13 protein-coding genes and 1 tRNA gene are annotated in these 12016 nt (G+C 65.0%); 7 read left to right on the top strand and 7 right to left on the bottom strand.

The annotated features are described in order from the left end of the window. Window positions 1-1201: FAD-dependent oxidoreductase (locus KBY74_RS05455; RefSeq protein WP_254941836.1), on the top strand; the 1201-nt coding region annotated here is incomplete at its 5' end. A 15-nt stretch (window positions 1202-1216) separates the two neighbouring features. On the opposite strand, the gene KBY74_RS05460 is transcribed toward KBY74_RS05455, so the two are convergent. Then, complete coding sequence (locus KBY74_RS05460) at window positions 1217-2128, bottom strand: prephenate/arogenate dehydrogenase (RefSeq protein ID WP_254941837.1); 912 nt, start codon at window positions 2126-2128, stop codon at window positions 1217-1219. A 59-nt stretch (window positions 2129-2187) separates the two neighbouring features. On the opposite strand from KBY74_RS05460, the gene KBY74_RS05465 reads away from it, so the two are divergent. The 3 genes from KBY74_RS05465 to KBY74_RS05475 are packed head-to-tail and all read left to right on the top strand — an operon-like array spanning window position 2188 to window position 4354. Then, window positions 2188-3624 (top strand): helicase, encoded by a 1437-nt coding sequence (locus KBY74_RS05465; RefSeq protein WP_254941838.1) that lies wholly within the window; start codon window positions 2188-2190, stop codon window positions 3622-3624. A gap of 38 nt (window positions 3625-3662) precedes the next feature. Then, complete coding sequence (locus KBY74_RS05470; RefSeq protein WP_254941839.1) at window positions 3663-3911, top strand: DUF2839 domain-containing protein; 249 nt, start codon at window positions 3663-3665, stop codon at window positions 3909-3911. Between the two features lie 53 nt (window positions 3912-3964). Beyond that, window positions 3965-4354 (top strand): DUF1815 family protein, encoded by a 390-nt coding sequence (locus tag KBY74_RS05475; RefSeq protein ID WP_254941840.1) that lies wholly within the window; start codon window positions 3965-3967, stop codon window positions 4352-4354. 18 nt (window positions 4355-4372) lie between these two features. Here KBY74_RS05475 and recA read toward each other — a convergent pair whose 3' ends face one another. The 6 genes from recA to KBY74_RS05505 form a co-directional block, all read right to left on the bottom strand. Continuing rightward, on the bottom strand, window positions 4373-5602 hold the full coding sequence (gene recA / locus KBY74_RS05480; protein WP_254941841.1) for a recombinase RecA: 1230 nt from the start codon (window positions 5600-5602) through the stop codon (window positions 4373-4375). Between the two features lie 227 nt (window positions 5603-5829). Continuing rightward, window positions 5830-6567, bottom strand: a complete 738-nt coding sequence (locus KBY74_RS05485) for an HAD family hydrolase (RefSeq protein ID WP_396123098.1) — start codon at window positions 6565-6567, stop codon at window positions 5830-5832. 60 nt (window positions 6568-6627) lie between these two features. Further along, window positions 6628-6699 (bottom strand) — tRNA-Gln (locus tag KBY74_RS05490). 122 nt (window positions 6700-6821) lie between these two features. Continuing rightward, window positions 6822-8465, bottom strand: a complete 1644-nt coding sequence (locus tag KBY74_RS05495) for an AAA family ATPase (RefSeq protein WP_254941857.1) — start codon at window positions 8463-8465, stop codon at window positions 6822-6824. A 32-nt stretch (window positions 8466-8497) separates the two neighbouring features. Further along, the gene (locus tag KBY74_RS05500) at window positions 8498-9529 is read right to left on the bottom strand and encodes an LdpA C-terminal domain-containing domain (RefSeq protein WP_254941843.1); all 1032 of its coding nucleotides are present in this window, start codon (window positions 9527-9529) and stop codon (window positions 8498-8500) included. Then, window positions 9507-9968: an NAD(P)H-quinone oxidoreductase subunit N gene (locus KBY74_RS05505; protein WP_254941844.1), complete on the bottom strand. Its 462-nt coding sequence runs from the start codon at window positions 9966-9968 to the stop codon at window positions 9507-9509. The genes KBY74_RS05500 and KBY74_RS05505 overlap by 23 nt, the downstream gene beginning before the upstream one ends. Before the next feature lie 454 nt (window positions 9969-10422). Between KBY74_RS05505 and rplC the strand changes: the two genes are divergently transcribed. The 3 genes from rplC to KBY74_RS05520 are packed head-to-tail and all read left to right on the top strand — an operon-like array spanning window position 10423 to window position 12012. Continuing rightward, window positions 10423-11070, top strand: a complete 648-nt coding sequence (rplC, locus tag KBY74_RS05510) for a 50S ribosomal protein L3 (protein WP_106632380.1) — start codon at window positions 10423-10425, stop codon at window positions 11068-11070. An 11-nt stretch (window positions 11071-11081) separates the two neighbouring features. Beyond that, window positions 11082-11717: a 50S ribosomal protein L4 gene (rplD, locus tag KBY74_RS05515; protein WP_254941845.1), complete on the top strand. Its 636-nt coding sequence runs from the start codon at window positions 11082-11084 to the stop codon at window positions 11715-11717. Next, window positions 11710-12012 carry a 50S ribosomal protein L23 gene (locus KBY74_RS05520; protein WP_094560045.1) on the top strand — a complete coding sequence of 101 codons (303 nt, stop codon included), beginning with the start codon at window positions 11710-11712 and terminating at the stop codon, window positions 12010-12012. The genes rplD and KBY74_RS05520 overlap by 8 nt, the downstream gene beginning before the upstream one ends. The last annotated feature ends 4 nt before the right edge of the window (window positions 12013-12016 follow it).

Below are 12016 nucleotides of genomic sequence, written 5' to 3' on the forward strand. Positions count from 1 at the left end.
GCAGTTTCCCGGCAGCGGCCGCTTCTGGCAGCTCTGCGCCACCCTGCATGGTGCCAACTGGGCTTTTGCAAGCCGCGATCCGGTGCTGCCGCCGCGCAGCCTCTGGGACCTGGGCCAGCTGCTGCCGGCCCTGAGACCCTCCAACCTGGCCAGTGGCCTACTGGCTGCGTCCAGTGTGGCTGATCTGCTCACGTTCACGGGCTGTGGCGGCGATCCACGCCTGCGCCGCTTCCTGGATCTGCAGCTACGCCTCTACTCCCAGGAGCCAGCAGAGCGAACAGCCGCCCTCTATGGCGCCACCGTGCTGGCCATGGGCCAGGCACCGCTTGGGCTCTGGCACGTGCAGGGCTCAATGCAGGTGCTCAGCCAGCAGCTGGAGCAGGCCCTGGCTGCCGGCGGCGGCCAACTGCGACTGCGACACAGGGTGAAAGCCCTGCAGCGCAACAACGAGCCTGGAGGCGGGCCCGGCAGAGCGGGCTGGAGGTTGCAGGGCGAGCAGCCAGGGGGGGCCGGCAAGGGGCAGGAGTTCAGCTTGAGCGCTACCAATGTGGTGCTGGCCATACCGGTGCAAAGCCTGCCCGCTCTGCTCGGGCAGCAGCTACCCGCGGGCTACCGCAGCCGGATAGAAAATTTGAGCGATCCATCTGGAGCATTGGTTTTTTACGGTGCCATTGAGCGAGCACTGCTGCCTGCCAACTGCCCCAGCCACTTACAACTTGATTGGGCCGATCCGGGCACCTTGTTTGTGTCGGTGAGCCACGAGGGCGACGGCCGGGCGCCGGTGGGCCTCGCCACGGTGATCGCCAGCGTTTTCACACCAGCGAAACCCTGGTTTGGCCTCGAACCCACCGCCTACGACCAAGCCAAGGCCGAATCGCTGGCCGCCATGCAGCGGGGGTTGGAGTCGCTGCTGGGCATCAGCCCAGAACAGTGGCGCCACGCTGAGCTGGCCACACCCCGGGGTTTTGAGCGCTGGACCGGGCGGCCCTTTGGCTTTGTGGGCGGTCTGGGACAGCACCCCAGCCGCTTCGGGCCCTTCGGCCTAGCCAGCCGCACCCCCCTGCCGGGCCTGTGGCTATGTGGTGATTCGATCCACCCCGGAGAGGGCACCGCCGCCGTGGGCCTCTCAGCCCTGATGGCCTGCCGGCAGCTGCTGGCAGAGCGGGGCCAGACGCTGAGCCTCAGCGGACTGAGCACCTAGCCATGTCAGGGGGGATCAGAGAAACTGCGGCCGCAACTCCTGGCTGCGATCGAGCTCCTGCCGCAAGCCCTGCCAATCCCCCTGGCTCACCTGCTGCTCGAGGGCTTCCAGCTGCTGCCGGTAGACCGCCAGCGCCACTAATAGAGCCTCGCGGTTGCAGCGGGCCATCAGGGTGCCCAACTCCGGATTGCCGCCGCCCACCCGGCTGGTGTCGGCAAAGCCGCTCGAAGCCAGGGCGCGCAATAGACCAGCTAGATCCCCGGCGCCCGCAGCGCCAGCCCGATCAGCCGTATGCAGCAGGGCGGCACCCACCAAAACCGGCAGGTGTGAGATCAGCGCCACCGCTTGGTCGTGCTCAGCGGCGCCGCAACTGAGCCAGTGGGCCCCCACAGCCTGGGCCAAGCCCTGAACCAACGCCAGCGCCTGCGGATCGGTAGCGGCAGCGGGGGTCGCCACCCAAGGGCGCCCGTGAAACAACCCGTGCTGCCCCGCCTCCACCCCCGCCTCAGCCGTACCGGCCATCGGATGACTGGCGACAAAACGGGGATGCAGGCCCTGCCAGAGCTCCAGCACCGGCGCCTTCACCGAACCCACATCGGTGATCACCGCCTGGGGTGGCAACGCCGCCACCAACTCCTGCGGCGGCTCCAGCAGCCGGTCTAGGGGCAGGGCCAACACCACCAGGCTGCAGCCGGCAAGCACGGCGGGGTTGGTGCCCACCTCGGTGGCCAGGAGCCGCTGCCGGGCTCGCTCGGCGGTGGCCTCACGGTGCACTAAGGCACGCACCTCCACGCCTTGGTGCTGCAGATCCAGCCCCAAGGAGCCGCCAATCAATCCCAAGCCCACGATCCCCACGGGCCCCTGCCGCCACGGATTGGCAGTGCTGTGAGCACGAGCCTGGAGGCTGGGCAAGGAATCGGGAGTCATCGGGGCGCAGGAGCCATGCCGCCAGCTTCCTACGCTTTTGACCTGTTGGTTGGCTGGGAATGCTCGAAGCCCGCGCCCATCAGCAACTCAAAGACCTATTGCGCCAGGAGGGCAGTGCTCCCTGGCCCCACCACCTCAGCCTCAGCCGCTTGGTGGCCCGCAGCCTGCGCCGCAGCGACCACACCCTGGTGCGACTAGCCCCAGGCAGCGAACCAAGCTGGTGGATCAGCCTGCTGGTACCCCTTGCCCTGAGCGAGTGCCCCCTGGCAATAGTGGTGGGCGAGGCCCAACGCCAACGGCTGCTACAGGTGGAGCTGCCCAGGCTGGCAAAGGCCGAACCAAGCATGGCCCTGCCCTGCTTCGAGGGCGACCGAGCACCAGAAGATGCCCGCGTCTGGTTGCTTAACCATCAACAGCTGGTAGCGGCCTGGCAAAAGGGGTGGCTGGGGGAGCGCCAACTGGTGATCCCGGAGGCGGAACAGCTCGACACCCTGCTGCGCCAAGCCCTGGAGGTGGTGGTCACGCCCCAGCACTGGGACCAACTGCGGCGGGCCCAGCCCGCGGCCGAGTCCAGCCTGCTGAGCCTGCACCAACGGCTCAATCGCCGGGTGCTCAGCGCCCCCCACCGTCCCAACCAGCTGGTGGCACTGGCCCCAGACGACGAAGCCCCCCTGCGCCATCTACTACAGCTGCTAAGCCCCCTACCCGCGCCATGGCCCGACTGGCTGGCCGCCAAGGGCGCCGGCTGGACCAGCTGGGCCCAGCTGAATCCCCAACTGCTGCAATGGCAACTGCACCGCCACCCCCTCGAGCCCTTGGCGGTGCTGCGCGGCCTGCTGGAGCGGCGGGGTGCGGTGCTGCTGGGCCAACTTGCGCCGGGGAGTGAATTGGGGCTGCAGCCGGTTGTGGAGCTGAATCTCGGCGATGCGCCCCTTGCCGACCCCCTGCCCCTATTTGCGCCGCTGCTCCAACCGCTGCCGAATAGCCCGAACTACGGACAGCACCTGCTCGAGCAAAGCCGGCGCCTGATCCTTGGCCAAGCTGGGCTAACGGTCGTGCTGATCGATGACGACGCCCTGCGATTAGGACTGACCAGTGGGCTGGCAGCGGAATTCGGCAGTCGAGTAGTGCACGAGAGCACCGCGCCCGAAGGCAATGGGGTGATTTGTGCCCGCTGGTGCTGGTGGCTCGAGCAGCAGGCCCGGCTGCCGCTGCCAAGCCAAATAGTGATCGCCCTGCTGCCGATCGCCAGCCTCGAAGATCCACTCACCGCTGCGCGAGTAATGGCCCTGCGGCGGGAGGGTCGCGATTGGTTCCGAGAGGGCCTGTTGCCAGATGCCCTCACCCGTTTGCAGCTCGGTGTAGCGGGGCTGAGGCGCGAGGGCGCTGGCCGGCTGGCCGTACTGGATGGGCGGCTGCGGGGGCGGAGCTGGGGCCGCCAGGTGCTTGCGGCCCTGGAACCCTGGATCAACCTCACCCGCCTACTGCCTCACTGACGTGGGATCCTGACTTCACCATCTAAGTAGTGGAGGCCATGGGGGAAGCCAAGCGTCGCAGCATTCAGGGTCTGCCACCCAAGCTGGTTAAGCCGAAACGGCCCAAAGAAATTGACACCTCGCCACGCGTCGCAGCCTGGCTGCCCCTGACGCGCAACCAGGCTGATCGCTTCGTCACCCTCACCACCAAAGGGGCCTGGATAGGCATCGGCGCCCTGGTGCTGTTCTGGCTGACGGTGCGTTTTGTCGGACCCGCAGCCGGCTGGTGGAACCTGTCAGACGGCTGACCCGCGAAATTCTGAAGAAAAGATTAGGATCTTTGTGAATCCGTCGGGTCGTCGTGTTCCCACGCTTAGCCGAGCAGTACAGATCTGTGGTTCACGACCTGGTGATGAGTCTTCAGGCTCTCGCCAAAAGCCTTCAAGACCGAGGCATTGCTGCCACCTGCTACGTCTGCGGTGATGGCCGGGATGGTCACGGAGCCTCCTTCGTCGCCAACCTCGACGCGAACCACATGGTGCGGTTTTTAGTTTCCGATTTCGGCATCAGCTGGGTGGAATCCCGCGATGGCCACGAACTGGTGAAGCTGGAAGGAGCCGAAGCCATCCAGGAGCTACAGCGAGTCGCCCAGGTGCTCCAAAGCCCCGTGGCAGCCAAAGGATCGCGAACTCAATCCCCAGCTAACCTACCTAATCCCAACCAGCTCAAGGGAGCATTCACGCTCCCTTGAGCTGGGGCAAGAAGCCGCTCAGCTGGCCACCAGCAACTCTTCGAGGCCATCGCCCGCTTCAGCGAGCCCTGATGCTGCAACAGCCGCCTTAGCAGCCGCGGCGAGGGGCTTCATGGAATTGGCGGTGACCTCTGAGCCCTCCTTCAGCTTTTGCCGAGTGAGTTGCTCAATCACCTCAGCCTGGGCTGGGTTTTGCTCCAACCAGGTGATCGTGTTGTCCCGGCCCTGACCAATGTTGTCGCCCTCGTAGCTATACCAGGCGCCTTTGCGGATCACCACACCGGTCTCCTCGGCCAGGTCGAGCAAACAGCCCAGGGTGCTGATGCCACGGCCAAACAGGATGTCGAATTCGGCGATCCGGAAGGGCGGGGCGACTTTGTTTTTTGCCACCTTCACCTTGGCGCGGATGCCGTACTCCTCGGTGCCCCGCTTGAGGGTCTGAATCCGGCGAATGTCCAAGCGCACCGATGCATAAAACTTGAGGGCATTACCGCCGGTGGTGGTTTCCGGATTGCCGTAGGTGACACCGATCTTCTGGCGCAGCTGGTTGAGGAAGATCACGGTGCAGCCGGATTTACCGATGTTGCCGGTGATCTTGCGCATGGCCTGGCTCATCAGGCGAGCCTGGGCACCCACCGCCAAGTCGCCCATTTCACCTTCAATTTCAGCGCGGGGGGTCAAGGCCGCCACCGAGTCGATCACCACGATGTCCACGGCCGCTGAACGCACCAGCTGGTCGACGATCTCCAAGGCCATCTCACCGGTATCCGGTTGGGAGACCAGCAGGTTTTCAATGTCAACGCCAAGGGCCGCTGCATAGACGGGGTCGAGGGCATGCTCCGCATCCACAAAAGCGGCCACACCACCTCTCTTCTGCACCTCGGCAATGGCATGCAGCGTGAGGGTGGTCTTACCGGAACTCTCCGGCCCATAGACCTCAACTACTCGGCCTTTGGGATAGCCCCCACCCAGGGCCAGATCCAGGGTGAGGGCCCCGGTGCCGATGGTTTCCACCCGCATGCGGGACGCATCCCCCAGGCGCATGATCGAACCCTTGCCGAAATTGCGCTCGATCTGATTCAAGACAAGCCCCAAGGCCTTGTCGCGCTCAGCTGCTGCCCGGCTATCGGCAGTCGAACTATTAGCGGAAGAGGCAGTAGCTGAAGAATTAGTAGCTGAAGAGGTGGTAGCCGCAGAAGAGGCAGAAGCCGAAGCAGAACTGGCTGAGGCGCGGGAAGCAGGGGGCACGGAAGGGCTGGAGGAGGAGTTAGGGGTAGCGGGCATAACAGCAATCAAATGCGAAGGAACAGGCCGCAAAGACGCAAAGCAGGGCGGGGAGCTAGCCGTAAATCGGCATGACCCGCAGGCACGACCTCCAGGCAAACCCGAAGACGGCCATCCTGCGGCCTCTAAGCAGCAAGTGCCCCCAAAGCGGGCCGGCGTATCAATTGCTTATAGTACGAGCGTACTCTAGCTCACTGGGGCCATTGCGCCAGGGGGGCAGCAAATAGCTCCGGCGTCAGCCAGCCGATGTCAGCAGGCAAAGCCTCGGCGTCCTGGGGAGCCAAGTACCCCCAACTCACCAAAAAACAACGGACCGATGCCAAGCGGGAATCGGCCCGCACCGTTGCCAGCGTGGGGCGTCGGTCTTCGACAAACCAGAGCGGGCGCCCATGATCCAGCAGCTGGTGCAGCACCTCGGGCTTGCTGCCGTGCTCGTGGCCATAAAGGGCGGAAGGCTCTAGAGCCGCAGCCGCCAACAGCCTGGCCGCAAAAGCGGCGCCCTTTGTGGTTAGCACCATCCAGTCGGCCCCTTCCTGCCCCAAGCGCTGTAATCGCTCCTTCACCCCCGGGTAAAGCCTGTGGCGGGAAAGCCAGGCAGCAGGCGCTTCAGCGATGGCGGCATTGCGGACCTGCTCGAGCTGGCGCTGCAGCCGCTCCGGCTGCCACCCCCAACGGGCCAGAGCGGCAGGTAAGGCCCCGTCGTAATCGGCCAGCAACTCCTCCAGATTGAGATCCGGGCGGCCCAGCTCCGCTGCCATCAGCACCATCTCCCAACCCTTATGAATCAGGGGCCGCAAGCTGGTGAAACCTGCCGGTGCCTGCTCGGGGAGCACCAGCTCTGGAGCCAGCTGCAGGGCCGCCGCCCGGGCCGACCACCAGTATTCGGGCATGCCATCCATCAACACCCCGTCGAAATCAAAGACGATCAAGGGGCCAGATCTAGCCCAAAAGCCAGTCGCAGCAGGGGGAGCGAAAGACATGGATCAAAACTGGGTCGCTAGGATTCGAACCTAGGAATGGCGGTACCAAAAACCGCTGCCTTACCGCTTGGCGACGACCCAATGGCGCTCTGAAAGAGCTTGAACCAAACCTAATGGATGGGCTCAACCGGAATTTCCGGTACCCAGATAGTTACCCATAGAGCCCGGTCCTTCGTCAACCGCGGCAGCCACCGGCTCCTAGCTCAGACAGGAAATAGCCGCAGTCGCTGCTCCACACCGCGACCAAACACAGCGGTGCGTAGCCGGTAGCGATCAGCTAATTCCGCCTGCATCAGCCGCACCCTCTCGCTGCGGGGCAGCAGCTCTACCGGCTGGCCGTGGGGCAACACCACCTGTTCAACCGCCAGCCGGCATTCCTCCAGCCCGGCGAGTGCGTCATCGGCCTGGGCGCTGCAGGCAGCCACTGCGACTGGATCCTTTTGCGCCTGGCCCTCACGATGACGCTGGAGCAGCCGCTCTAGGGCGCGCTGCAGCTGGGGCGGGGCCGCCGACTTCAGGACCAAAATCGGCAGGCCCAGGTCCTGAGCCTGACGGCGCACATGGGGATCACGGCCGAGATGTTGGCGCAGGCTGAGTACCGCGTCAGCCAGCTCGACACTGCCCACCAGCTCCACGGGCAACTGACGGGCCCGCACCACCTGCTCCAGCGGCCCCAGGCTGAGGCCCGCTCCGTACACCCGCAACATCGCTGCAGCGGCTTCAACCGCTGGTCGCTCTGACGCCGCGTCAGCGTCCTCCAAATTGGGCAAGGGTGCGGCCGCCAGCCGGGGTCGCCCATGGGGCCGCGGCGCCACTGCCTCCCTGGCAGCTGGGGCAGGCGCCGACTCCTGTTGCCGCTGCAGCTGCCCATCAGCACCGAGTTCCCGGATCTCAGGGCGCCCCACCTGGCCCCGCAGCAGCATGTCCACCGTGCGGGCCACATCCCTGTGCACATGCCAACGATGGCGGCTGTGCATCTCCACCGCCATGGCGAAAGTGGGCTCGGCAGCCCTCTCCAACACGGTTTTCTGCGTGCGGCGGCGGCGGGCCTCCTCATCGCCGAGCGTCACCGCCTGAATGCCACCCACCAAATCGGAGAGGGTGGGGTTTTTGATCAAGTTTTCGATGGCATTGCCATGGGCCGTGGCCACGAGCATCACGCCACGTTCGGCAATGGTGCGCGCCGCCTGGGCTTCCAGCTCGGTGCCGATCTCGTCAATAACGATTACCTCGGGCATGTGGTTTTCCACGGCCTCGATCATCACTTGGTGCTGAAGCTCCGGCCGGGCTACCTGCATGCGCCGGGCGCCGCCGATGGCGGGATGGGGAATGTCGCCATCCCCGGCGATTTCATTGCTGGTGTCAATCACCACCACCCGCTTGCCCAGGTCGTCGGCCAACACCCGGGCGATCTCGCGCAGGGCGGTGGTCTTGCCCACACCAGGGCGCCCCATCAACAGCAGCGACTCGCCGGCATCGAGCAGGTCGCGCACCATGGCCACTGTGCCAAACACTGCTCTGCCCACCCGGCAGGTGAGTCCCACGATCGTGCCGGTGCGGTTGCGGATCGCACTGATGCGATGCAGGGTGCGCTCAATGCCGGCACGGTTGTCGCCGCCGAAGCTGCCGAGTCTCTCCACCACTGCAGCCAGGTCGGCGCGCTCCAGGGGCTGATTGCCCAGGGCGCTTACCTGGCCCGGGTAGCGGGCCTCGGGCACCCGGCCCAGGTCGAGCACAACCTCCAGCAACTGCTCACGCGACTCGGCGGTCGCCAGAGCCGCCTGCACCACCTCAGGCAGCAGGGCCAGCAGGCGATCGAGGTCGTCGGTGACGCGCTGGGGGGCGATCAAAGCGGGGCTGGACACCGAATCGCAAGGCACTAGGTACGTTCTAGCCAGGGATTAACAAGCTCCCGAGCCAGCCCCAGGGCAAGGGGGAAAAGCTCGGCATCGGCCAGCAAAGAGCGTCCCCGCCCCTGGGCCTCTGATAGCAGGGGCTGCAACAGCCGGCGAGCGACGCCACCAAAGGCGACGCCAGCGATTCGATGCTGCAAGGGATAGCTCGTCAACTGCGGCAGCGTGTGAGCGTTGGTGCCCCCAGCCAGCTGCACGGGGCCGGGGGGAGCCTGGGGGAGCACGGCCGCAACCAACTTGACGGCCGCCCGGGCCGTACCCGCCCCCACATCACCACTCATCGGCCGGCCATCGAGCTGCCAGAGGGGACGAAAGCCGGCGCCGCGCAGCAGGCTGAAGCGCTGCCATAGCTCCGCCACCAACGCAGAGGGCGACTGGGCTGTGCCCTCAAGACCCGCACTCACCGCCAGCCGCTGCAGCTGCACGCCACTGGCCCGCAGCTGGCCAACCCGCTCTGCAAAGGCCACGCCGCGACCGGGGTGGGTGTGGAGTTCCACCGCATCAGGGCGCAACTGCGCAAGCAGGGGAGGCACATCCGCCCCTGCCAGCACCTGACTCCGCTCCTCAATCATTCCGTGGGGGCAGGCAGGCAGGCAGCGGCCACAGCCATAGCAGCGCTCCGCCAACACTCCTGGAGCGCCAGTAGCAGCAAACCCGATGGCCAAGGCAGGACAAACCCGCTCACAGGGGCGGGGGCAGGCCGGCGGGCAGCAGGCGGGGTCGAACCAAGCCTTACGGAAATGGGGATCGTCGCCATCGCTGAGGCTCAACATCAGCCAGGGCCGACTGGCGCCACGGGCTTCGGCCCAATCAATCCCGCGGCGGATCGCGGCCACTACAGCCGCATCTACCGCGCCATCTATGCAGTGCACCCCGGCCAGAGAAAAAATGCCGCAGAGGTCTTCGATCCCAGCCAGATCCTGGTTGCTAGCCCCACAGATCAACTTGACCCAGCGGCCTGAGGCGAGAGCCTCCTCAGGCGTCAAGCAGCTGCTCAAGGGGCTGCCAGCGCAGTTCACGGGAACCGCCCATCTCCACCACAAGCTTGAGGCGAGGCTCACGCTGGCAGAGAGAAATCAGAGACCCCAATTCAGCCTGAGACAGAACCTGACCCTCCAACAACCACAGCAGGATCGGCTGCGTGCCCTCGAGCAAAGCCCCCAATTGGGGCATCACCCGCTGCACCTCGCCCACGGCTGCACCCCTGCCCACACTTTGGTGACCCAGGTGGGGCGGACGCACACCGTGCAACTGCAAAAGAAATGCCTCAGGATCACCAAGGCCCCGCGCCGATGTGAGCTGGGCGCGATAACCAACAGCCCGCATCCGGCGCATCAAGCGAGTCTCTGCGCCACCCTCAAGGGGTGCAAATAGGGCCAGAGCACCAGCGCGCTCAAGGTCCTGGCGGAAACCGCGACCGGAGAGCAGCAGGGGCATTACGGGTAATTGCTAGCTAGACACCACTTTGGCAGCCCAAGCAGGGTTAGGTGGTGGGGTATGTTCATCAACTGTGCCATTGATATGTGCCCGACCGCTAGCCGGGCCTCCAGATCACGGCACACGATCACCAGTGGTGGTGATCGTCCTCGGCCAGCACGGTTCCAGCAGCTTTAAAAGGTTGCAGGTCCCGTCGGGAAACTGCCAGAACGCACTGATCTCACGCCTGTTGAGTCCAGTCCGGTTCCGATAAGTCCCAGCCGCGCTGATCCGAATCAGATCAGCCTCGCTAGCCCATGGAAATCGCAATCCGTTGATGGAGGCCCATGCTTCCGCGGCGAAGAGCGGCCCCTCGGCCGAGCCAGGCAACATCCTGACCGCTTCAGTTTCACCGTTGTCCTTGAGCTACCTGCTCACTGCGCTCGGTGGTCCAGCTGGCGTTGTTTCCCCTCCTATGTCTATCGGCATTCTTGGGAAGAAATTGGGCATGTCCCAGTTCTTCAACGACGAGGGCAAGTCCATCCCGGTCACCTTGATCGAGGCGGGTCCTTGCCGCATCACCCAACTCAAAAGCACCAGTACCGACGGCTACAACGCCGTTCAGCTTGGTTTTGGCGACATTCGCGAAAAGCTCGTGAACAAGCCAGCCAAGGGGCACCTAGCCAAATCTGGTGATGAGGTCCTGCGCCACCTGAAGGAATATCGGGTCGACAGCGTGGATGGCCTTGAGCTGGGTGGCTCCATCTCCGTGACGGCCTTTGAGCCTGGTCAGAAGGTTGATGTGAGCGGCGACACCATGGGCCGTGGCTTTTCCGGCCTCCAAAAGCGCCACGGCTTCAGCCGGGGCCCCATGACCCACGGTTCCAAGAACCACCGGGAGCCTGGCTCGATCGGCGCTGGCACCACGCCGGGCCGCGTCTACCCAGGCAAGCGCATGGCGGGCCGCTACGGCGGCAAACAAATCACCACCCGCGGCCTCGTCATCCTCAAAGTGGATGTTGAGCGCAACTTGCTGGTAGTGAAGGGTTCGGTGCCCGGCAAGCCTGGCGCCCTGCTCAACATCCGCCCGGCGAACCGGGTGGGCGCCAAAGCCGGGAACTGAGGAGAAAACCAATGGCTAATTGTGTAATTCGCGACTGGCAAGGCAAGGAGGCCGGCAAGGCTGCCCTTGAACTCAAAGTCGCTAAGGAATCGTCTGCCACAGACCTGGTGCATCGCGCCGTGGTGCGTCAACTGGCCAACGCCCGTCAGGGCACTGCCAGCACGCTTACCCGCGCTGAAGTAGCCGGTGGCGGCCGCAAGCCCTACAAGCAAAAGGGCACAGGTCGGGCCCGCCAAGGCTCGATTCGAACCCCCCTCCGCCCCGGCGGTGGTGTGGTGTTTGGTCCCAAGCCCCGCAGCTACACCCTGGCGATGAACCGCAAGGAGCGTCGCCTGGCCCTGCGCACCGCGTTGATGAGTCGCATCAACGACATCACCGTGGTCAAGGGCTTTGGCGTTGGGCTCGATACGCCCAAAACCAAGGAAATCACCGCCGGCCTCGGCCGGCTTGGTATCGAAGCCGGCACCAAGGTGCTGGTGGTGCTCGACGGAGCCTCCGAGGCCGTGCGCCTCTCGGTGCGCAACCTCGAGAAGGTCAAGCTGATCGCTGCGGATCAGCTCAACGTGTTTGATTTGCTCCACGCCAACAAGTTGGTGGTGAGCGAGGAAGCACTCGCGAAGATTCAGGAGGTCTACGGCGATGGCTGAACGTTTTTCGAGCCGGCTTGCGGATGTGATCCGTCGGCCGCTGATCACCGAGAAGGCCACCCGGGCCCTCGAGCAGAACCAGTACACCTTTGAGGTGGACCATCGGGCTGCAAAACCCGACATCAAGGCTGCCGTTGAACAGCTGTTCGACGTCAAAGTCATCGGCATCAGCACCATGAATCCCCCTCGCCGCTCCAGGCGGGTGGGCCGCTTCGCCGGCAAACGTGCCCAAGTGAAGAAAGCAGTGGTGCGCCTCGCCGAAGGCAATGCCATCCAGCTGTTCCCTGAGTCCTGAGGGG

The organism is Cyanobium sp. A1C-AMD, from assembly GCF_024346495.1.
Taxonomy (GTDB): domain Bacteria; phylum Cyanobacteriota; class Cyanobacteriia; order PCC-6307; family Cyanobiaceae; genus Cyanobium_A; species Cyanobium_A usitatum.

Bases quoted from the DNA above. Each gene is read 5' to 3' on its own strand.
- KBY74_RS05460 (WP_254941837.1), bottom strand. From the start codon at position 2,128: ATGACTCCCGATTCCTTGCCCAGCCTCCAGGCTCGTGCTCACAGCACT.
- KBY74_RS05465 (WP_254941838.1), top strand. From the start codon at position 2,188: ATGCTCGAAGCCCGCGCCCATCAGCAACTCAAAGACCTATTGCGCCAG.
- KBY74_RS05470 (WP_254941839.1), top strand. From the start codon at position 3,663: ATGGGGGAAGCCAAGCGTCGCAGCATTCAGGGTCTGCCACCCAAGCTG.
- KBY74_RS05505 (WP_254941844.1), bottom strand. From the start codon at position 9,968: ATGCCCCTGCTGCTCTCCGGTCGCGGTTTCCGCCAGGACCTTGAGCGC.
- rplC (WP_106632380.1), top strand. From the start codon at position 10,423: ATGTCTATCGGCATTCTTGGGAAGAAATTGGGCATGTCCCAGTTCTTC.
- rplD (WP_254941845.1), top strand. From the start codon at position 11,082: ATGGCTAATTGTGTAATTCGCGACTGGCAAGGCAAGGAGGCCGGCAAG.
- KBY74_RS05520 (WP_094560045.1), top strand. From the start codon at position 11,710: ATGGCTGAACGTTTTTCGAGCCGGCTTGCGGATGTGATCCGTCGGCCG.